Raw genomic sequence first — 20,596 nt, forward strand, 5'->3', positions numbered from 1 at the left:
CTCCCCTACCTGACTCCTTATTCTGTACAGCCTCACATAAAATTGGTATTACCTCTTCCTTGCTTCCTTTATAATTAGTATGAGATAAATTCTAGAAAATAATGCAACAAACAGAAAAATTTAAAATTTTACATGAGAAAAAGCTGTGGCAATTCGAGAAGTTAGTAATTTTTATGATTGCTGATGTTAATTTATTCTTCCTTCTTCCTTTCTAATTAGAATTAGACAAGTTATTCAAAATAATACAACAATTAGAAAAATCTGTTCAAATTGGAGAAGTTAGCAATGTCTATCATTCCTTCTTTCTTCTTCCTTCTTCCTTCTTCCTTCTTCCTTTTTCCTTTTTTAATTATAATGAAAATCGCGATCGCACAACTCAATCCCACTATTGGTGATATTACAGGCAATGCAAAATTAATTTTAGAAGCTGCAAAAAAAGCTGAAAATTTAGATGCCAAATTGATGATTACTTCAGAATTATCTCTCATAGGCTATCCACCACGAGATTTATTAATTTATCCTAGTTTAATTGAAGCTGCTGCGACAGAGTTAGAAAAGTTAGCTAAAAATTTACCATCAGAAATAGCAGTTTTAGTAGGAACTGTAACTTTTAATTCTCAAGCTAATGAAATAGGAGAAAAATCATTATTTAATAGTGCGGTTTTATTAGGCAATGGAAAAGTCAAACAAATATTTCATAAAAGACTCTTACCTACTTATGATGTATTTGATGAACAACGATATTTTGAGCCTGGTAAAACTAGCGATTTTTTCACGTTAGAAATTCCTGGAAAAACCTCAGAATCTTTAGCTAAAATTGGCGTGACTATTTGCGAAGATTTATGGAATGATGCCGAATTTTGGGGAAGGCGAAATTATACTTGTGACCCAATGAAAGAATTAGCAGAAAATCAAGTTGATTTTGTCGTAAATATGTCTGCTTCTCCATATCGAGTAGGAAAGCAAAAATTGCGAGAGGCAATTTTAGAACATGGCACGAATCGTTATCAAATACCAATTATTTATGTTAATCAGATAGGCGGTAATGACGATTTAATTTTTGATGGTTGTAGTGTGGTTTTTAATAAGACTGGTAATGCGGTCTATCGAGCTAGTGCTTTTGCAGAAAATTTGGCAGTTGTTGAATTTAATCCAGCAAAAAAAGATTTGATTGTGACTAATTTTGAAAGTCTATATTTAGCAGAAAGTGAGGATGAAGAAATTTGGTCTGCTTTGGTCTTAGGGGTAAAAGATTATCTGCGTAAGTGTGGTTTTTCTAAAGTTGTTCTTGGTTTAAGTGGGGGAATAGATTCGGCTTTAGTTGCAGCGATCGCTACTGCTGCTTTAGGTAAAGAAAATGTTTTTACTATTTTGATGCCTTCTCCTTACAGTTCCGATCATTCTGTTAAAGATGCTTTGGAATTAGCGGAAAATTTGGGTATTACTAAACAAGTTATTCCTATTGGGAATTTAATGAAAAGTTATGACAATAGTTTGCAAGATTTATTTACAGGTACAAATTTTGGCATTGCTGAGGAGAATATTCAATCTCGGATTCGTGGGAATTTATTAATGGCAATTTCTAATAAGTTTGGTCATTTGCTTTTATCCACGGGTAATAAGTCAGAAATGGCGGTCGGTTATTGCACTCTTTATGGTGATATGAATGGTGGATTAGCAGTAATTTCTGATGTTCCGAAAACTCGTGTTTATTCTCTGTGTCGGTGGTTGAATCAACAGGCATTTAATAATAATCAAAATTTCTATGGAGCTGAAAATTTACTAATTACTGAACAGCAAAATATTATTCCAGAAAATATTCTGACTAAAGCTCCTAGTGCTGAGTTGAAAGAAGGTCAAAAAGATGAGGACTCTTTACCATCTTATGAAGTTTTGGATGATATTTTATACCGCTTAGTAGAAAAGTGTGAGTCTTTGGCAGAAATTATTGCAGCAGGACATGATTCAGAAGTAGTAAATAAGGTTATAAAGTTAGTGATGCGGGCAGAATTTAAACGTAGACAAGCACCCCCTGGATTGAAAATTAGTGATCGAGCTTTTGGTACTGGTTGGCGGATGCCTATTGCTAAGAAAAGTCATTTGTAGATTTGAGGTTGTCAGTTTTCAGTTTTGGCTAAAAGTTAATCTCTACTCTGATAAATAGCTGGTAAAATGCAATTAAAAAGTTATAGTCATTTTGATTGAGGTAAAAATTCATTCTGAACGCCACCAGAAAATCAAGACTCAACAGATGGCTATCCATCTCAACCTTCAAATATTGGAAAATTCATGTGGCTAATAGTTCATCTCTACTCTGAGTAAATAGCTGGTAAAATGCAATTAAAAAGTTATAGTCATCTTGATTGAGGTAAAAATTCATTCTGAACGTTACCAGAAAATCAAGACTCAACAGATGGCTATCCATCTCAACCTTCAAATATTGGAAAATTCATGTGGCTAATAGTTCATCTCTACTCTGAGTAAATAGCTGGTAAAATGCAATTAAAAAGTTATAGTCATCTTGATTGAGGTAAAAATTCATTCTGAACGTTACCAGAAAATCAAGACTCAACAGATGGCTATCCATCTCAACCTTCAAATATTGGAAAATTCATGTGGCTAATAGTTCATCTCTACTCTGATAAATAGCTGGTAAAATGCAATTAAAAAGTTATAGTCATCTTGATTGAGGTAAAAATTCATTCTGAACGCCACCAGAAAATCAAGACTCAACAGATGGCTATCCATCTCAACCTTCAAATATTGGAAAATTCATGTGGCTAAAAGTTCATCTCTAGTCTGATAAATAGCTGGTAAAATGCAATTAAAAAGTTACAGTCATCTTGATTGCAATAAAGATTCATTGTGAAAGCCACCAGAAAACAAGACTCAGGGAATGGCAATCAATCTTAACCCTCAAATATTAGGAAAGCTCATTTGGCTAAAAGTTAATTTCTAGTCTCATAGATAGCTGGTAAAATGCAATTAAAAAGTTATAGTCATTTTTATTGACCAATCAACTCATTCTGAACGCCACTAGAAAACAAGACTCCGGGGATGGCTATCAATTTCAACCCTCAAATATAAGGTTAGTTTGTTACCTTTTTCTTTCGGTGCGGAATGTCGCATAAACATAATTTTGAATTCTCCTTCTAAGATAATAAGTCAATAGCTGACTGCTGACTGCTGACTGCTGAAAGCTTACTAACTAAGACCAAACTCGTGGAGAACAACTAGGTCTTTTTAAATAAAAAATACGGAGATAATGCCAAACCGAATTAAACCAATCTTTCACATTAATTATTGACTGCCCACAATAGCGACAAATCATCCCTTTAGGAATACGAGTAACACCTACTTCACCAGACATATCAATACCTAAACTTTGCCACAAATCACGAACTTTTTTAACTACCTCTGCTGTAACAGGTTGCCCAACAAAAATGAAAGTTCCAACTACAGAATTATCAGCTAAACCCAAGAGACTATTAACCATTTCCGACCCTCCTTTTAAACATTGTCTGTCTACCCAGATAGGATAATTTTCTTGCCAAACCTCAGTATACGAACGCCAATTTCCTGCTAAAAATTTTTCCCCTCTAGCACTTCTGCCAAATCTAATAATTTCCCAACTCATCCAACTCGCTTCTACTCCTAAATGTACTTTTAAATCTTGCCGATACTCAGCACCATTAAAAAGTATTGTTGGTTGAGGGAACCATTCTAAACAAGACTGACTATGAAGGTTAATACTAATATTTTGTTGAGCAAGTTGACCATTACTACGATAAATTTTACTAGCAGCAGCAGTAGTAATTAAAGCATGGGTAGTCGGTTGTAATTCTATATTAATAGAAAGGCGATCGCCTCCTACAACACCACCAGCAGTATGTAAAATTACACTATGACAAACTTCATTTCCTTCTGGATAAAAAGGTCTTTGTATTTTTAATGGTGCTTGATTTTTGCTTGCCAGAATTTGAGTAGTATTGTGTTGCTTGCCATAAATTAAATCGAGACTACCGTGCCATTGTTTAGTCATAATTAGGATTTTTTTAGAGACTTTTTATATAGGAGAAGAAAGAAGGAAGAAGAAAGAACCGAAGTTAGAAAAATCTTACATTGTCTGAGTTTTAAGCTGTCGAGTTGCCCTAATCTTTCCTTCGACCTCTATATCCATAAATATAGAGAAAATCTTCTCATCACTTACTGTGGGATAGTCAATTTTAGTTATCACGGAAAAATGTGGCTTAGTTTGATACCCGGGTCGAAATAATTCCAGCAAAATTTTGACTTGAAAAACTTACTTCAGTCAAAGGTCTTTGTATTTTTAATGGTGCTTGATTTTTACTTGCCATAATTTGAGTATGATTGTTTTGCTTGCCATAAATTAAATTGAGACTACCGTGCCACTCTTTAGTCATGATCGAGATTTTTTTAGAGACTTTTTATATAGGAGAAGAAAGAACCGAAGTTGGAAAAATCTTACATTGTCTAAGTTTTAAGCTGTCGAGTTGCCCTAATCTTTCCTTCGACGACTATATCCATAAATATAGAGAAAATCTTCTCATCACTTACTGTGGGATAGTCAATTTTAGTTATCACGGAAAAATGTGGCTTAGTTTGATACCCGGGTCGAAATAATTCCAGCAAAATTTTGACTTGAAAAACTTACTTCAGTCAAAGGTCTTTGTATTTTTAATGGTGCTTGATTTTTACTTGCCATAATTTGAGTATGATTGTTTTACTTGCCATAAATTAAATTGAGACTACCGTGCCACTCTTTAGTCATGATCGAGATTTTTTTAGAGACTGTTCATATCTATAATATAGAGAGAATATTCTCATCACTTACTGTGGGATAGTCAGTTTTAGTTATCGTGGAAAAAAGCGGCTTAGTCTCATACCCAGGTCGAAATAATTCAAGCAAAATTTTGACTTGAAAACTTACCCCAATAAATTGATATTGTAATTTTAAATAAGAATGAAACACTTTTTCGGCTGAAAGTATTCCAAGGCAATAAATGCTTGTCTAAATCTAAACTGAAATGACTGTAACTCCAAAATTACTGTTAAGTTTTCTAGTTAGCTTTTCTTACCCTATTACCAATTATTTAGGGTTTGCTGAAAAAGTATTTTTGTAGGAGTCAGGAGGTAAGCATTTCCTGCGGAATGCTGCGCAAACAGCTATGAGCTATGAGCTATCAGCTATGAGCTATCAGCTATTAATTCATTGCCTTTATAGCAGGAGTTAGTATTGAGAGATTTAAAGAGAATTCAAAGTATTGGAAAAAACTAACCTTGACCTGAGCAGTGTATATTCATTATTTATGAAACAGCTAAAAGCTGACTGCGTTCTAGCTGTTTGCGCAGCATTCCGTAGGAAATGCTTACGTCAGGAGTTAGGGGGAATGTGGATTTAAACGAAGAAGTAGAAAAAATAATTTTCAGATATTTTTTAGCCCTTATTTACTCAAAGTCCTCACATTTTACAGAACTTTTTAAGATAGTGAAGTACAGTTAACATTTATCTCTCTTTCCTACTGCCTACTGCCTACTCCCTTCTCCCTTCTCCCTTCTCCACTAACTTGTACTAATATATTTCGTTTTCTAGGTCCGTCTAATTCAAAAAATAATACTGACTGCCAAGTTCCTAAAGCTAATTTTCCATCCACAATAGGAATAACTTCATTATTATTTAAAGTCATTGCCATCAGATGAGAATGAGCATTAATAGGTTCATCGGGAGGAACATCTCGCAGGTGCAAATCATTATGGAGATATTTGTCAGACTCCGGCGCTAACTTTCTCAAATATACTTTTAGGTCTGTGATTAATCTTTCCTCATTTTCGTTAATAGCTAAAGCTGTAGTCGTGTGTCGAGAAAAGACAATTACTTGCCCATTTTTTATACCAGTCGCATTTAAGATATCAATAATTTGAGGAGTAAGATTGTATATTTCTATTCCGGGGGCAGTTTCTATTTCTAGAAATTCATTTTTTATCGACATAGCAATTTCTTACCTAATAATTAAGGTTTAAAGCCTCTCCTTTAAAGGAGAAAAGCGGTCGTTAGCGCAGCTTCCCGAAGGGTGGGATGGCGAGAAAACCTCGCTATATCCAACCTATCAAGAGAAGAAAAATTTTCCTTTTAGTCAATCCTATTCTTGAAAATAAGAGGTAATAATTAATAATTAATTATTAATTATTAATTATTAATTGTTGAACTTATCTATAGTAATTTTAGAAAAAAATTAGTCAACTAAACTCGTTTCTTCAGTTGTAATAGCAATTTTTCCTACAGCATGACCCATTTCACTATAAGCATGAGCTTCTGCTATTTCTTCTAGTTTATATGTACGACCAATAATTGATTTAACTAATCCATCTTCGATTAATTCTCGCAGAGCATTTAAGTCCCGGGGGTTTGATTGGGCAAGAATTAATTTAGATTTTTTACCAGGCACAAATAAGCTGAAGAAAGTAGGAGGTAAATTATCTACAGTTGGCAGAGTAGATATATAAATCCCCTGTGGTTTCAAGATATTTTCACAACTAGAAAAAGTTTCTTTACCCACAGCGTCAAAAATAATATCATACTGCTCTAATTCTTGAGTAAAATCAATTTGATTATAGTCAATAACCCGATTTGCTCCTAAACTTTCTACTAGGGTAATATTGTTACTACTACAAACACCTATTACTTCAGCTTTCATTGCTTTGGCAATTTGTACTGCAAAGATACCAACTCCACCAGAAGCACCATTAATTAATACTTTTTGTCCTGGTCTAATTTGACCTAAATCAAGTAATCCTTGAAAAGCAGTTAAACCTGCAACTGGAACTGTTGCTGCTTGAGAATGAGTCATATTTTTTGGTTTTAATGCCGCAGTATTTGCAGGTATAGCAATATATTCAGCATAAGCACCTCCTGTTAATGGATTAATAAATGTATAAATTTCATCTCCTGGTTCAAAACTTTCTACTTCTTCCCCTACTTCTAATACAACTCCAGATAAGTCAGAACCTAAAATAATAGGAAAGTTAAAACCTGATAATAATTGTAGTTGTCCTTGTCGAATTTTCCAATCGACAGGGTTAACACTTGTAGCGTGAATTTTTACTAATAATTGATTGGGTGTAATTTGAGGTTTGTCAATATCTGAATATTCCAAGACATCAATAGAACCATACTGATTAATAGTGACTGCTTTCATAGAATTTTTGTGTAAAATTAGGACTTGAATTAGAATACCAAGAATTTCCTTGTTTATCAAGGTATAAAATTGGAAATGAGGATGTACTGAAATTTCAGATGGAAGAATGAATCAAAGGAAATAATGGTAGAGATAGGTAGAAAATAGGATTTGATAGCAGCTAATTATATCCATCAGTTGATAATTCGTTTTTTGCAGCAAGAAGAAATCAAAAAAAGGGAAAAATAAATCAAGAGGAATAATTTAGATATGCAGATAGAAAATTTGCTGTTTGTAGAATTATAGTCATTTCAGTTGAGATTGACACCAGGTCTTCTTACCTTGAATTCCTTCCAGGCGAAACAGTATTTCATTGTTATCTAAAATTACTATATTTGTGAAAATTGCCATGATTTACTTCAGATAAAAAATCTGATATTTTTGATTTCTCTTTTTTTTCTTATAGCAGGGAACAGTGGGAAAAACATTTACCCTTATTCAGATCATCATCTACATAAGTCCTCAACAAATATGGTTTCCTACGGAATGCTGTGCAAATAGATAAGACCAAAACTCATAAATTATCGAACCATTAGAGTACCTCTTCAGATGACAGAACTGCCAAAAAAATTCTTAACTGAACAGAATTGCGTCCTAACCTACCTGTCTATTGCTATATTTCATAAATTGACATCTCCGATCATAAAAAATCCAATTAATTATCCTACAGAAATTATTAATTCTTTCCACCTACTCCCTACTACCTACTTCCTCTTTTATGGAGATGTCTAATATAAGATTGGAAATAAAATTTTAATTGATATTATTGCTTGTTTAATCATCAAAACATCATTCGACTAGAGTAGCTCTTTAGATGATATAACTGCCAAAAAAAATCCTTAACTGAACCGAATTGAGTCGTAACCTAGCTGTGTATTACTATATTTCATAAATAGACTATCTTCGATTATAAAAAATCCAATTAATTATCGTACAGAAATTATTAATTATTTTCACCTACTCCCTACTACCTACTTCCTCTTTTATGGAGATGTCTAATATAAGATTAGAAATAAAATTTCAATTGAAATTATCATTTTATTTTGGGTTTAATAACCCGCCGTCTACACGGTGTTGACAATTGGTTAGGGTTTGAGTCCCCATCCATTTTTTCTTCCTTCTTCCTTCTTCAATGCTTGTTTAATCATCAAAACATCATCCGACAAACGACAAGAGAAGCTAAAATTCCTGCGACATCAGCACATAAAGCAGTAGGTAAAGCATATCTAGTTTTTTTAATTCCAACACTACCAAAATAAACAGCCAATACATAAAAAGTAGTCTCAGTAGAACCCTGCATAGTTGATACTAAATAAGAAAGAAAACTATGGGGTTCATTTGTCACTATTTCCGACATAATACCAAAAGCACCACTGCCAGATAAAGGTCTAATCAACGCCATAGGTAGTGCTTCAGTCGGCATTCCAATTAAATTAGTGATAGGCGATAAAATTACAGCAAAAATATCTAGAGCGCCACTTACTCTAAACATTCCAATAGCCACAAAAATTGCTACCATAAAAGGAATTATTCTGACGGCAACTTCAAATCCTGCTTTTGCTCCTTCCGTCATTTTTTCATAAACTTTAACTCCTCGAAAATAGCCAAAAAGTAGAAATGAACAAATTAATATTGGTAATAACCAATTAGACACACTCTCCAGAAAAGCAAAACTAAAAATATAGGTGATGCCTTTGAGATTTAAGCGATAAATTACTGCACCTAAAAAAGCACCGATTAAACTAGCAAAAATTAATTTTCCAATTTTGTTAGGTGGAGTTAATTCAGATATCTTTGTCTCGCCTTCTAATAAATCATTGCAATCTAAATCTGCTGACGAAATAGATTGATTTAAACTATAAATAGATTGCCGACGTGCGAAAAACTTTGCTGCGAAAATAGCCGTAATTGTAGAACAAAAAGTAGCAAAAATTGCAGGTAAAATAATATCTCCAGGGTTAGTAACACCAGCACTAGCTCGAACAGTTATTACACTAATAGGAATAATCGTAACTGAAGAAGTATTAATAGCTAAAAATAAACACATAGCATCTGTAGCAGTTCCCTTTTCCGGATTTAATTTATCCATTTCTACCATTGCTTTTAAACCCATTGGTGTCGCAGCATTTCCTAACCCTAAAGCATTAGCAGCTATATTCAAAATAATGGCAGACATTGCAGAGTGAGATGCAGGTATATCAGGAAAAAGTTTCACCATTACAGGACGAATTAAACGAGCAATTACAATCATTCCTCCTGCTGTTTCAACTACTTGAATTATGCCTAGCCATAATGCCATACTACCAATTAATCCAATGGCTAAAGTAACAGCATTTTTTACAGATTCAAACGATGCTTCAGTTATTTCTGTCATCCTACCGTTATATGCTGCTATAACTGTAGCTGAAACTATCATAAATAGCCAAAGACTATTAATTGGTGATACTTGTGATTTATTCATTTAACTTTTAGGGAGTAGGAAGTAGGGAGTAGGGAGTAGAATAGAAATAAAGATAGGTGTATTTCATTAGTCTGAGAAACGCTATAACTTCTAACTTTACCTAATAATTAAGGTTTAAAGCTTCTCCTTTAAAGGAGGAAAAATAAAAAAATTTTCTTAAGCGTCAATCCTCTTTTTTTCAAGGAGAGGTAATTGTTAATTATTAATTATTGAATACTAGCTTTTATCCCCAATAATTAAAGAGAAGAAGGAAGAAGTAAGAAGCAAGAAGGTTTTGGTTATCTAGGAGATAAGGAAAAATCTTCGTTGTCTGAGTTTTAAACTTATATGTCCACGCCCTTTGCTTCAACTACTATAAAAGATATTAGCTAAATCGAAGTATTACTTAGTAAATAATTATTTTTATAGCAGAAGAAAGAAGTCCTTTAGTTATCTAGGAGAAAAGAAAAAATCTTCGTTGTCTGAGTTTTAAGCTTATATATCCACGCCCTTTGCTTCGACTGCTATAAGATAAATTATCAATCTAATTAAATCAAAAATGAATCGAAAAAATATGTAGAAAATTAGGTAGTATTTGTCAGCATATTTTTTATCAAAATCATTTTCGTATGACCAAAAAATTAGGCTTATACCCTCACATTTTAAGGATATCAAAAATAAAATCCTGCATTCTCAAAGCTTATCTATTGCAGGAAGTATTGATAATTAATAGCTGAATTGACCGACAAATCACTACTTAGGATAAATGCACTTTTTTTCTTAGCTAATAAATAATTATAGTAGTTGAAGGAAAAGACGCAGATAGAGTAAAACCTGAGAACTCAGACAACATAAAATTTTTCCTTCTCTACTAGATAACTAAACATCTTTTATCCTAGATAACTAAACACCTTCTTCCTTCTTACTTCTTCCTTCTTCCTTCTTCAATGCTTCCGTCAAAATAAATTCTGCTACTCTTAAATCCACAGGAGTTGTCACCTTAAGATTAGTCTCCTCCCCCGCAACAACCTTTACAGGCAAACCACACTTTTCAAACAAAGCAGCATCATCAGTAACTTCCCAACCCAACTGACGCCCCTTTTCGTGACATTCTTTCAACAACTTCACCTCAAAACCTTGAGGTGTCTGAGCAGCCCATAAATTGCGACGATCTGGTGTATCCTGAATTAGACCCGACGAATCAACAACCTTAATCGTGTCCTTAACTGGCACAGCAGCAATTAAACCAGGACACTTAACAACCTCCTCCGCACACCGATCCAATAGTTCCGGAGTAGCCAAACACCTGGCCCCATCGTGAATTAACACCTGTTCCGCCTCCGGGGGCAAAGCCTGTAAACCCTTATAAACAGACTCCTGACGAGTCGATCCTCCCTCAATCAACTCTATAGACTTATTAGTAGACAAACCAGAAATCATCTTTTGAAAATCTGGAAAATCAACAGGCTGGCCAATAATACCAATCCAATTAATATAATGAGACTTGAAAGCAGCCTCAAGAGTCCAACTTAGCAAAGATTTACCCAATAGAGTCAGCAAAAGCTTGTTCCGTTGGCTTCCCATGCGTCGCCCCATACCAGCAGCAGGAATCAATAAATACATTTCATTTTGTGTTTTAGGTTTCTATTGAATAATTCAATATAGTGGATAGTGGTAAAAATTGAATGTCTACTAAAGAAATAATTCCCAATCAGAATCGTAAGATATGGTTGGTATTGTGTTCAACTAATAATTAAGCTAAATTCCTTAAATATGAGAATACTAGCCCTTGTCCCTGGTGGAATTGGCGACCAAATCTTATTCTTTCCTACTCTGGATGACCTAAAAAAATCTTATCCAGAATCTCAAATTGATGTAATTGTAGAACCTCGCTCAAAGGGTGCATACCGAGTCTGTAAGTCTGTACAGGATGTCTTGGCCTATGACTTCAAAGATGCCAATAGTCTCGCTGACTGGGGAAATTTGTTAGGTATTATGCGCGATCGCGAATACGAAGCAGTAATTTCTCTCGGACAACGTTGGACAGTTGGCCTATTGCTGTGGTTAACAGGAATTCCTAAACGGGTAGGTTATGCAGGTAATGGGGCAATCTTTCTCACGAACCCTATACCCCTGAAAACTGAACAATATGCAGCTCAGATGTACCATGATTTATTGCCAGGAATGGATGTTGTAACACCTTTCCCTGGACTATCTATTAATGTACCTAAAGCAGATATTGATTGGGCAGAAGCTGAACAAAAACTTTTAGGAGTGTCGGAAAGTGGGTATGTTCTGATTCATGGCGGTTCTAGTGAACTAGCTCAGATTAAAGGTATTGATAAAATTTACCCTACCAATTATTGGCAGGAGATTATTACAGAACTACAGCAGAAGCAACCTAATTTACCAGTGGTGGTAGTCAAAGGTCCTGAAGATGGAACTTGGGTCAATGAAATTACTCAATTGTGTCCAGATGTCAAAGTAGTGATGCCTGGGGATATAGGTAAATTGGCAGCTATGATTGCTGCTGCTAATTTAATGCTATGTACTGATAGTGCTCCAATGCATTTAGCAGTTGCAGTTGGGACATATACTATTGCTCTGTTTGGTCCAACTAAACCAGAAAAATTGTTGCCCAAGAGCGATCGGGTAATTGCGGTCAAATCTCCTACTGGTAAAATGAGCGATATTTCACCCCAAGATGTTTTAAATAAAATTTGGGGTGGAGAAGGGTGAAGTACCCGAGGCTAACCCTGAACGGGTATAGCACAAGCTTCTGACCTCACAGGGGAGTGCCTTAACCTCCGACTTGCGTCCTCGCATTGGTCTTACCTCCTTTCCATGAGTAGCAGTCCCAGTCCCTGAGACCAATAGCATTCTCATACCTTCTGCTCTGATATTGATTGCAGCATTGCCATCTCGATCGTGACGAGTTCCGCAGCTAGAACAAGTCCATTCACGGACATCTAGCGGCATCTCGTCAACTTGATCGTGACAATTACAACAGAGTTTAGAAGTGGGAAAGCATCTGTCAATCTCGACAAGCACTTTGCCTTCTTTTTCTAGGTTGTATGCCACAAAATTAACAAACATTCCCAACCCTACATCAGATATTGCTTTAGCTAGTTTGTGGTTCTTAACCATGTCCAGAAGGTGTAAACTTTCGACTACCATGACTTGGTTATTGTCAACCAGCTTTCTTGAAAGCTTATGTAAGTAGTCTTGACGGACATTACTAACTCACTCGTGAACTCTAGCTACCAGTTTCCTGGCTTTATTCCTGGAGTTACTCCCCTTCTGTTTCCTGGCTAATTTGCCTTGCTTTCTTGCCAAATTTAGTTCATGTCTTGCTAAATGCTTGGGGTTGTGGTGCTTGGATGTTTTGAACCCATCATGGACAATAGCAAAATTCTTGAGACCCAAGTCAATACCTGCTACTTTCCCCTCAGTACTTGGTGATGGCTTGTCAGCTTGTTGCTTACTCAACACTGAAGCAAAATACCTTCCTGATGGAGTCATGGTGATGGTCACTGTTTTGATTGTCCTGACGATCGGGCGATGTAATTTGGCTTTGACAATACCTACAGGTCCCGGAAATCTTAGGCCATCATCAATAATTTCCACCTTCTGAGGATATTGAATTGATCAGATCAGGGAAAAAGGTGGAAATTTGTCCCCATCTCCCCATCTCCCCATCTCCCCACACTCCTAGATCCCATAAGATATTAATCTTCTTCTGGAATTGAGCTAAAAAATTCTTCTGCTAAGTCGTAACCCAACATTTGAGACATGGACATTAATCTAGATTTGCTAGAAATACCTTGTTGGTGTAGCCATTTTCTTAAGACAAAAATTTTTTGCATCAGAAATATTTCTAATGCTTCTGGGTTATATTGCACACCTTCAGTGCGATGAAATTGGTGAGGTACAAGCATAGCAGTATAACGAGCTAATTCACCCTCTTTCCAGTTAAGCAAAAATGGCAACCAAGGATAAATACTGTCCAAACGAATAAACCATAAACGTACTTCTGGAATTTCTGAAAGTTCTCGTGGGTCTTGGGGGTCGCGATTATAGTTAATAGTAAAATTTAGCTGCTGTTCAGAAGAGGCGATCGCTCCTTCAGTCAGCAGTTGAGATATGACACTTTTAACTGGAGATACATCCAAGTTATGGAAGTGTTCGGTATTAAGGGCGATCGTAATTGCCATCTTTTAAGGTATAAATAATTGTCAATGTATTTTTATATAGCAGAAGGAAGAGGGAAGAAGGAAGAGGGAAGAAGGAAGAAGGCGTTTAGTTATCTAGGAGAGAAGGAAAAATTTTGCGTTGTCTAAGTTTTCAGCTTTTTATCTGTCAAATACAGTAATAGCGACTGCTATAGCAATAGACAGGTAGGGCGTGAACTTAGCACGGGATCAAGATGCTCCCACTGTTCCTGTCACAAACATTGCCGGACAATGTACGACCACCACCAAAACGGGACAGTTAGGACTTACGCTGATGATGAACCGAAGTTTTTCCCACTACTCCCTACTCCCTACTGGCTATTCTCTGATATAATAACTACCCTATAATTTAGCCCGATAGCAAAACTGATGGTTGATACGTTTCAGTGCGAATTGCTATAGAATAATTTGCAATTGATTTGGAGAAAGGTTGGCGCTGTGAAACAAATTTACTCATTAGAAGATGCTCTAAATTATTGTAAAGCTAAGGGAATGCGCCTGAGTCGTCAGCGTCGATATATACTAGAAATTTTGTGGCAAGAGAAAAAACATCTATCAGCTAGAGAAATTTACCATCGATTAAATCTCCAAGGTAAGGAAATTGGTCACACTTCTGTATATCAAAATCTTGAATTTCTATCAAAAGAGGGAATTATTGAATGTATTGAACGTGCTGATGCTTGCTTATATGGCCATAAAAGCGAATCTCACTCTCATATTAACTGCTTGGATACGGGACAAATTATGGATATTTATGTAGAATTGCCTCAAGAGTTGCTTGAGCAAATTGAAACACAGATAGGAGTTAAAATTACTGACTATCGTATAGACTTTTATGGTCACTACAGTCATAATTTTGGCAGTAGAACGATAAAAGATTAGAAAATAAAAGGCTATTTGACTCAGAAGTATCAGTAAATTAATTAGAATAGACCTAATTCTCATCAGCCATAAAGTTAAGCATCATTTATAATAAACATCTACTGCCTCTGAACCAGTCCAAAAAATTAAAAATTCAGTTTAAAGCTACTCACCTAAATTATTTTCAGGTTATCCAATAGTTAAGAAAATGCCCAGATAAAAGATTAAATAAATTTACTAAAATCAAGACTTTTGGCTGAGGTTAGGTTAAATGAAAAATTTAGTCAATGTGCTGAAATATATAAGATATATATACAATAAAATTTTCGATACTATATGTTAGCTTGAGCTAAGAAACCTTTAATATTTAATATTTCTAGGTCAAGCTCAAGCCTAAAGTTAAAATTTTCCTTCGGAGGGATGAAAAACATTCTAGGTAATGAAAAAACCTAAATATAATATTAGTTGAAAAAATAATCTTAACCTACTTAACAGTTAGTACAATTAGCACAGTAAACTTTACTATGTCATCAGAAAATATTTCCCAACAAAAAAAATTGGCGGTTTCCCATAACTATTCTAAAAATGGAGAAAATGGCTATAGTAGTAGTTCCCTAATCAAAAAAGAATTAGCAGATCCTATTACTTATACCTCACAAACTTTAGATCGAGAGCTAAACAATACCTCAGAAGTTAAACCAGAAAAAAATTCCCAAATATCAACAGCTCCAAAACCAAATAGAAAACCAAAAACTTATTGGGGATGGCAGCTAATATGGTGGAGTGTTGCAGCAGGCTTTGGAATAACAGGTGGTGCAGCACTTCTATGGTTACTGGTTAACCCACCCCAACCAAACTGCCAACAAATTTCTCCATTATCAGCAGATGGAGAACGACTATATTGTGCCCACAAAGCTGCTGAGTCACGGAACCTAGAACAGTTGGAAACAGCTCTGGCGTTAGTAGAAAATTGGCCAGAAGAACATCCTCTCTATCAACTAGGTCAGCAAATGACAGGAGAATGGACAAAATTAATTATTTCTGTTGCTAATCAAAAAATTAGAGAGGGTAACTTACAAGCAGCTCTAGATACAGTAGCGAAAATTCCTAAAAGCAGTCCAGCTTATTCTAGGGTAGAAGAGGCAGTAGCAGGTTGGAAAAAACAATGGGCAGAAGGTCAATCTCTTTATGAGGAGGCTGAAAAAGCCATCAAAGCTATAGACTGGAAAAAAGCCTCCGCTTACTCCCTAGCAATGTCAAAACTAGATAATGTTCACTGGCAAAGTATTAAATTTAGAGAAATATTAGAGCGCATAGCCTTGGAAAAAAAAGGTTGGCAAATCTTAAAAGATGCTCGCTATCTAATTTATGAGGAAACAGCAAATGAGTATGGAGAAGCGATCGCTCTGGCCAGAAAAATAGACCAAAACCTCTACATTCGAGACAGAGCGGAAGAAGATATTCAAAAGTGGAGTCGTAGTTTAATCGAAATAGCAACTAAACGTATAGAAGAAAAAGATCTCAAAGGAGCAATTGCGGCCATTGAATACATTCCTTCAGACTATAAACTGAAAAAAGAGGGCAAAGAGTTAATTTTACTCGGCCATGCTAAAGCAGCAACATGGAATCAATCTATAGAAGGCTCTCAAGTGGGTAATATAGTAGTCCTAGTAGAAGGAAAAGCCGCAGCAGCTCAAATTACTTCCAATAGTCCCTATTATCAACAAGCCCAAACTCAAATTCAACGGCTGCAAAAACAGTTAGATGACCTAGCTCATATTCAGCTAGCTAAAGCGATCGCCAGTGTGGGTCAACCTGCAACATTAAAGTTAGCTATAGACCAAGCTAAAATGGTGGGCCTAGAACAACCAAAGCGAATTCAGGCCCAAACTTTAATTGCTAAATGGCGCAAAGACCTTCTGAAGATAGAAGACCAACCTTATGTCCTCTTAGCGAAACAGTTAGCGAAACAAGAAACTGTCGATAGTTATAATTCAGCGATTAAACAAGCTAGTTATGTTGCTTTGGAGCGTCCCTTGAGAATACAAGCTCAGACTCTAATAGCTGAGTGGAATAAACGAGTACAAATTATTGAAGATTCACCATTATTAGCAGAAGCTAGAGTCTTAGCAAAAGAAGGAAAGCTTGGACAAGCTATTGATGTGGCGTATGAAATAGAAAGTGGTCGTGCTTTGTACGAAGAAGCTCAGGATGAAATTTATAAGTGGAGTACAGAGCTACAAATTGCCCAAGACAGGCCAATTCTCAATCAAGCTTATGGTCTAGCCGAGCAAGGCCGTCTTACTGCTGCGATTAATACAGCTTATCAAATTGGCTATGGTCGCGCTCTCTATTATGAAGCTCAAGGTGCTATCTCTAAATGGGCATCTGAACGAGATGCTATATGGGCAGAACAACAGGCGGAAGAAGCTCGCAGACGGCGACAGTACCAACCAGCTCCAGCGCCTAGTCCGCAATATTATTCACCAGCACCTAGTCCGCAATATTATTCACCAGCACCTAGTCCGCAATATTATTCACCAGCACCTAGTCCGCAATATTATTCACCAGCACCTAGTCCACAATATTATTCACCAGCTCCACAGAGGGCTTATTCACCAGCACCAGCTCCAGCACCAGCTCCAGCACCAGCTTCAAGTTCAGATGCATATTTACTGCAAGAATAATCAGCCAATCAATATTTATCAGTTAGACATTTAAACTCAAAAAAAGAGTTTCCGCTAGAGGGGAAGCAGAAGCAGAGAAAATTTTATCTAGCCTAAATGTGTAAGTTCTGGTATGTGTAGAAATATCTTTTTAAGTCGGCTTTGCTGAACAAAGTATGAACTCTGGAGTAGAAAGTTAATCAAGATTCATTTAAATCAACAAAAATAGAGATAATTTTATCTCTAAAGATTATATCTAGTATCAGGCAAGGGGGCTTTTAGTAGAGTTGTCGCTAAATAAAGGGAAAAAATCACTCTAACCTAGACAGAGCAATAATTCCCAGCATTTTTGCCATCCAATAACTACAATCCTTACAGAACAAGGTTTTTGGGGAATTTTTAAGTTATAAAGCGACAAGTCTAGTATTTATATTTATACTGACTACTAAAAGTCATAATTTTACTTAGTAGTGCAGGATGGCGGAAATAACTGACCAGTTACAAAATCCTCAAACAATTCCAAATCAAAAATGATTGACTTTTAAATGCATGACTTTTAACTTCCGCATAGCGGCAGTAGTGCCCTTAAATATCTCAATTCCAAATCAATTTATGAATGGAGAATCAGCATTACAATTGCTGCTCATTGATAACGATCCTATCTTTCGGATGGGGTTAAAATTTTCCTGCGAGCAGTTTTCAGACATAGAAATATTAGGTGAAGCAGAGGTAGGAGCAGAAGCGATAAAAGTTATTGAAAATTTGATAACACAAGAAAAGAAATTTGTAATAATTTTAGACATAGATACCCAGAATTTGTCTGCTAAAACTACACAAGATTTAAACATCTCTGGAATTGAATTTTGTCAACAGCTAAAAACTTCATATCCTCAATTACCAATCTTATTATTAACATCCTTACAAGAAAGTGCATTATTAATTTTAATGCAAGAATTAGGTGTTAATGGATACTGCCCTAAAGGAATCAGTATTTCTGAGTTAGTAACTATTATTCAAAAAGTTGCAAATGGTGAGTATTATTGGGAAAATAGTTCTCTAGATGTGCCAGAAAATTATGGCAAAGTGACAACTTCAAATCTAAAAGTTCAAGCAGCAAACTTTTTCAAAACTCTTCGTTACAATGTTTGCAAGTCGGGACTAAAACAGATAGATTTGTCTCTTGCAAAAATTAATTCTCAACTAGATGAAAGTGTAAAAAAATTAGACCGAAAGAATTTAACTTCTGTACTTTTTAATGTAGCAATTAACTCTGGGCAACGTCGAGAATTGCTAACAGCTAGGTGGATTATTAATCAACTATTACCTAGTTCTTTTAATCCTCTTGTACCAATAAAAAATTCAGAAGTTATTTCTCCGACTCCTACTGAAGAAATAAATATAAAAACAGCATTATTTGAAGTAACAATCGCTAAATTAAATTCTAATTTAATTAATCTTAGTAGATTACCAATGGAAACTGATATCTTGCGAACTACTAAGAAGCAAGAACTAATATGTATAGCTTTATGTAAATTTGAAGATATTCTTGATGAACTGCGTATTACTCCTATTTTGCGGGAAGAAATACCACAAAAAAGAAATGAGATTGTCAGCAAATTGTGGGAAGTTACAACCCAAGTTTTTTTTAGTAAATACTATCAAGTAGAAATAAGTAGTAGAACAATGACACTCAATTCTTTTGCAGAAAAAATTAGAGTAGAAGTGATACCAGTCTTATTAAATGATGTAGAGAATGTGCATAATTTTATTCTGAATAAGATTCCTTTAGTTGAAGAATTAATAGCGTATTTATTATTTGAAGTTCCTTTAGTAGTCGATAATAAATCTTGTGCTGTAGGTACTCCTGAAGCTATGCAATTTTCTGAAGCTCTATTGCAAAATTTATTAATTTCAATTGCTAATGCTGTGATGTACCCTTTACTAAATAATTTTGCCGATGTTGAAGAAATTAAAGAAGATTTTTATAGTCGGCAGTTATTATCAACACGAGATATTGAAAAATTCCGTAATAGTTTATCTTGGAGATATCGTATAGAAGAATATGTAGGGGAACCAAAAGCGATTTTTGAGAGTAATTTTTCTTTGTTTGTTTTGAATGAAACTGGCATTAAAAAAATGGCTATTTATTCACCCCGCAGACATGAATTAGCAAAACTTTCAGGTATTCCACTTACCGTAACATTACTTCTAGAAACTCGTGATGCAATAGCTCCTGGTGTTCGTGCAACTGTTTCTTTTATTGGTAGTGGAATTGTGTATTTACTCACTCAAGTAGTTGGACGTGGTATTGGTTTAATTGGGAGAGGTATTTTTCAGGGTCTTGGTAATTCTTTTCAAGATGCTAAACTCGGCAGAAACAATAATAGAGAAGAAACAGGAAGAAATAACTAAGAAATGTAGAAAGGTAAGGAAGAGGGAAGAGGGAAGAGGGAAGAGGGAAGAAGGCTTAAGAGCAAGAAAAAAACTTAAATTTCCTGTAGATATTCACCCTTGAGTTGACAAAAATTATACTAAGGGATTACAAGGTAAGGAAGAAGGAAGAGGGAAGAGGGAAGAAGGCTTAAGAGCAAGAAAAAACTTAAATTTCCTGTAGATATTCACCCTTGAGTTGACAAAAATTATACTAAGGGATTACTTCGTGCTTTCTGAGTCCTGATATCAAATACGGTAGCATCAGGGTTATTCAATATTATTAAGATAAGAGTCTATATTGTAGGGGCGTTTTGCTCCGCAACATATAAAGCAGAGAGCTTGTACGTTAGCAAGTGGCCATTCGCCCCTACGCATTGTATGATGATCGACAGAATTATATTAGGGTTTGCTGAAAAAGTCTTTTGGTAGGGGTAGTAGTCAGGAGGACCGAGTCAGAAGTCAGGAGGAATGGGAAATTTAGAGGAGGTAGTCGGATATATTTATCCCTTGATTTTTTTGCAATTATTCTGCCTTTTATCCTAACTTTTTGGTTGCTCAAGCTGAAAAAGTTGCACTTTTTTTCCTTCTAAAAAGGCTAAAACCTTTATTTGTCAATGCTTTGATATTTGATCGGTAAGACCTATATTACTCCGAAGCCAACGGATTTAATATGAGTTGTGAGTCGCGCGTAGAGCTATAGTAATTGGG

General features: G+C 35.4%; 15 protein-coding genes. 6 read left to right on the forward strand and 9 right to left on the reverse strand.

What is annotated here, in order from left to right; translation table 11 throughout:
* Positions 1-354: 354 nt before the first annotated feature.
* Complete coding sequence (locus tag F6K06_RS12675) at positions 355-2,106, forward strand: NAD+ synthase (RefSeq protein ID WP_287241753.1); 1,752 nt, start codon at positions 355-357, stop codon at positions 2,104-2,106.
* Between the two features lie 1,102 nt (positions 2,107-3,208).
* Here the strand turns inward: F6K06_RS12675 and F6K06_RS12680 are convergent.
* The 6 genes from F6K06_RS12680 to ispD all read right to left on the reverse strand — a co-directional run bounded on the left by F6K06_RS12680 (position 3,209) and on the right by ispD (position 11,319).
* Positions 3,209-4,042 carry an urease accessory protein UreD gene (locus F6K06_RS12680; RefSeq protein ID WP_124144491.1) on the reverse strand — a complete coding sequence of 278 codons (834 nt, stop codon included), beginning with the start codon at positions 4,040-4,042 and terminating at the stop codon, positions 3,209-3,211.
* Between the two features lie 208 nt (positions 4,043-4,250).
* Positions 4,251-4,424 carry a hypothetical protein gene (locus F6K06_RS12685; protein ID WP_161564907.1) on the reverse strand — a complete coding sequence of 58 codons (174 nt, stop codon included), beginning with the start codon at positions 4,422-4,424 and terminating at the stop codon, positions 4,251-4,253.
* 1,116 nt (positions 4,425-5,540) lie between these two features.
* Positions 5,541-6,011 carry a secondary thiamine-phosphate synthase enzyme YjbQ gene (locus F6K06_RS12690; protein WP_287241683.1) on the reverse strand — a complete coding sequence of 157 codons (471 nt, stop codon included), beginning with the start codon at positions 6,009-6,011 and terminating at the stop codon, positions 5,541-5,543.
* Positions 6,012-6,254: 243 nt separating this feature from the next.
* On the reverse strand, positions 6,255-7,217 hold the full coding sequence (locus F6K06_RS12695) for an NAD(P)-dependent alcohol dehydrogenase (RefSeq protein ID WP_124144493.1): 963 nt from the start codon (positions 7,215-7,217) through the stop codon (positions 6,255-6,257).
* Positions 7,218-8,403: 1,186 nt separating this feature from the next.
* Positions 8,404-9,717, reverse strand: coding sequence for a nucleoside recognition domain-containing protein (locus tag F6K06_RS12700; RefSeq protein WP_124144494.1), 1,314 nt, complete (start codon positions 9,715-9,717; stop codon positions 8,404-8,406).
* An 882-nt stretch (positions 9,718-10,599) separates the two neighbouring features.
* Entirely contained in the window at positions 10,600-11,319 is a 720-nt protein-coding gene (gene ispD / locus F6K06_RS12705; protein WP_124144495.1) for a 2-C-methyl-D-erythritol 4-phosphate cytidylyltransferase, read from the reverse strand.
* 150 nt (positions 11,320-11,469) lie between these two features.
* Between ispD and F6K06_RS12710 the strand changes: the two genes are divergently transcribed.
* A complete protein-coding gene (locus tag F6K06_RS12710) occupies positions 11,470-12,435 on the forward strand; it encodes a glycosyltransferase family 9 protein (RefSeq protein WP_287241687.1) in 966 nt (321 codons plus the stop codon).
* Here F6K06_RS12710 and F6K06_RS33925 read toward each other — a convergent pair.
* The 3 genes from F6K06_RS33925 to F6K06_RS12720 all read right to left on the reverse strand — a co-directional run bounded on the left by F6K06_RS33925 (position 12,406) and on the right by F6K06_RS12720 (position 13,910).
* Complete coding sequence (locus F6K06_RS33925) at positions 12,406-12,894, reverse strand: RNA-guided endonuclease TnpB family protein (RefSeq protein WP_338043165.1); 489 nt, start codon at positions 12,892-12,894, stop codon at positions 12,406-12,408. The genes F6K06_RS12710 and F6K06_RS33925 overlap by 30 nt on opposite strands.
* A gap of 45 nt (positions 12,895-12,939) precedes the next feature.
* A complete protein-coding gene (locus F6K06_RS33930) occupies positions 12,940-13,323 on the reverse strand; it encodes a transposase (RefSeq protein WP_338043163.1) in 384 nt (127 codons plus the stop codon).
* A gap of 101 nt (positions 13,324-13,424) precedes the next feature.
* On the reverse strand, positions 13,425-13,910 hold the full coding sequence (locus tag F6K06_RS12720) for a CRR6 family NdhI maturation factor (RefSeq protein WP_124144497.1): 486 nt from the start codon (positions 13,908-13,910) through the stop codon (positions 13,425-13,427).
* A gap of 190 nt (positions 13,911-14,100) precedes the next feature.
* On the opposite strand from F6K06_RS12720, the gene F6K06_RS12725 reads away from it, so the two are divergent.
* From F6K06_RS12725 to F6K06_RS12740, 4 genes are all read left to right on the forward strand, one after another.
* Positions 14,101-14,262 carry a hypothetical protein gene (locus F6K06_RS12725; RefSeq protein WP_161564461.1) on the forward strand — a complete coding sequence of 54 codons (162 nt, stop codon included), beginning with the start codon at positions 14,101-14,103 and terminating at the stop codon, positions 14,260-14,262.
* Positions 14,263-14,366: 104 nt separating this feature from the next.
* The gene (locus tag F6K06_RS12730; RefSeq protein ID WP_124144498.1) at positions 14,367-14,810 is read left to right on the forward strand and encodes a Fur family transcriptional regulator; all 444 of its coding nucleotides are present in this window, start codon (positions 14,367-14,369) and stop codon (positions 14,808-14,810) included.
* 503 nt (positions 14,811-15,313) lie between these two features.
* The gene (locus F6K06_RS12735) at positions 15,314-17,476 is read left to right on the forward strand and encodes a hypothetical protein (RefSeq protein ID WP_287241693.1); all 2,163 of its coding nucleotides are present in this window, start codon (positions 15,314-15,316) and stop codon (positions 17,474-17,476) included.
* Positions 17,477-18,067: 591 nt separating this feature from the next.
* Positions 18,068-19,867, forward strand: coding sequence for a DUF3685 domain-containing protein (locus F6K06_RS12740; RefSeq protein WP_161564906.1), 1,800 nt, complete (start codon positions 18,068-18,070; stop codon positions 19,865-19,867).
* The last annotated feature ends 729 nt before the right edge of the window (positions 19,868-20,596 follow it).

It is taken from the genome of Okeania sp. SIO1H4 (assembly GCF_010672695.1).
GTDB lineage: Bacteria > Cyanobacteriota > Cyanobacteriia > Cyanobacteriales > Microcoleaceae > Okeania > Okeania hirsuta.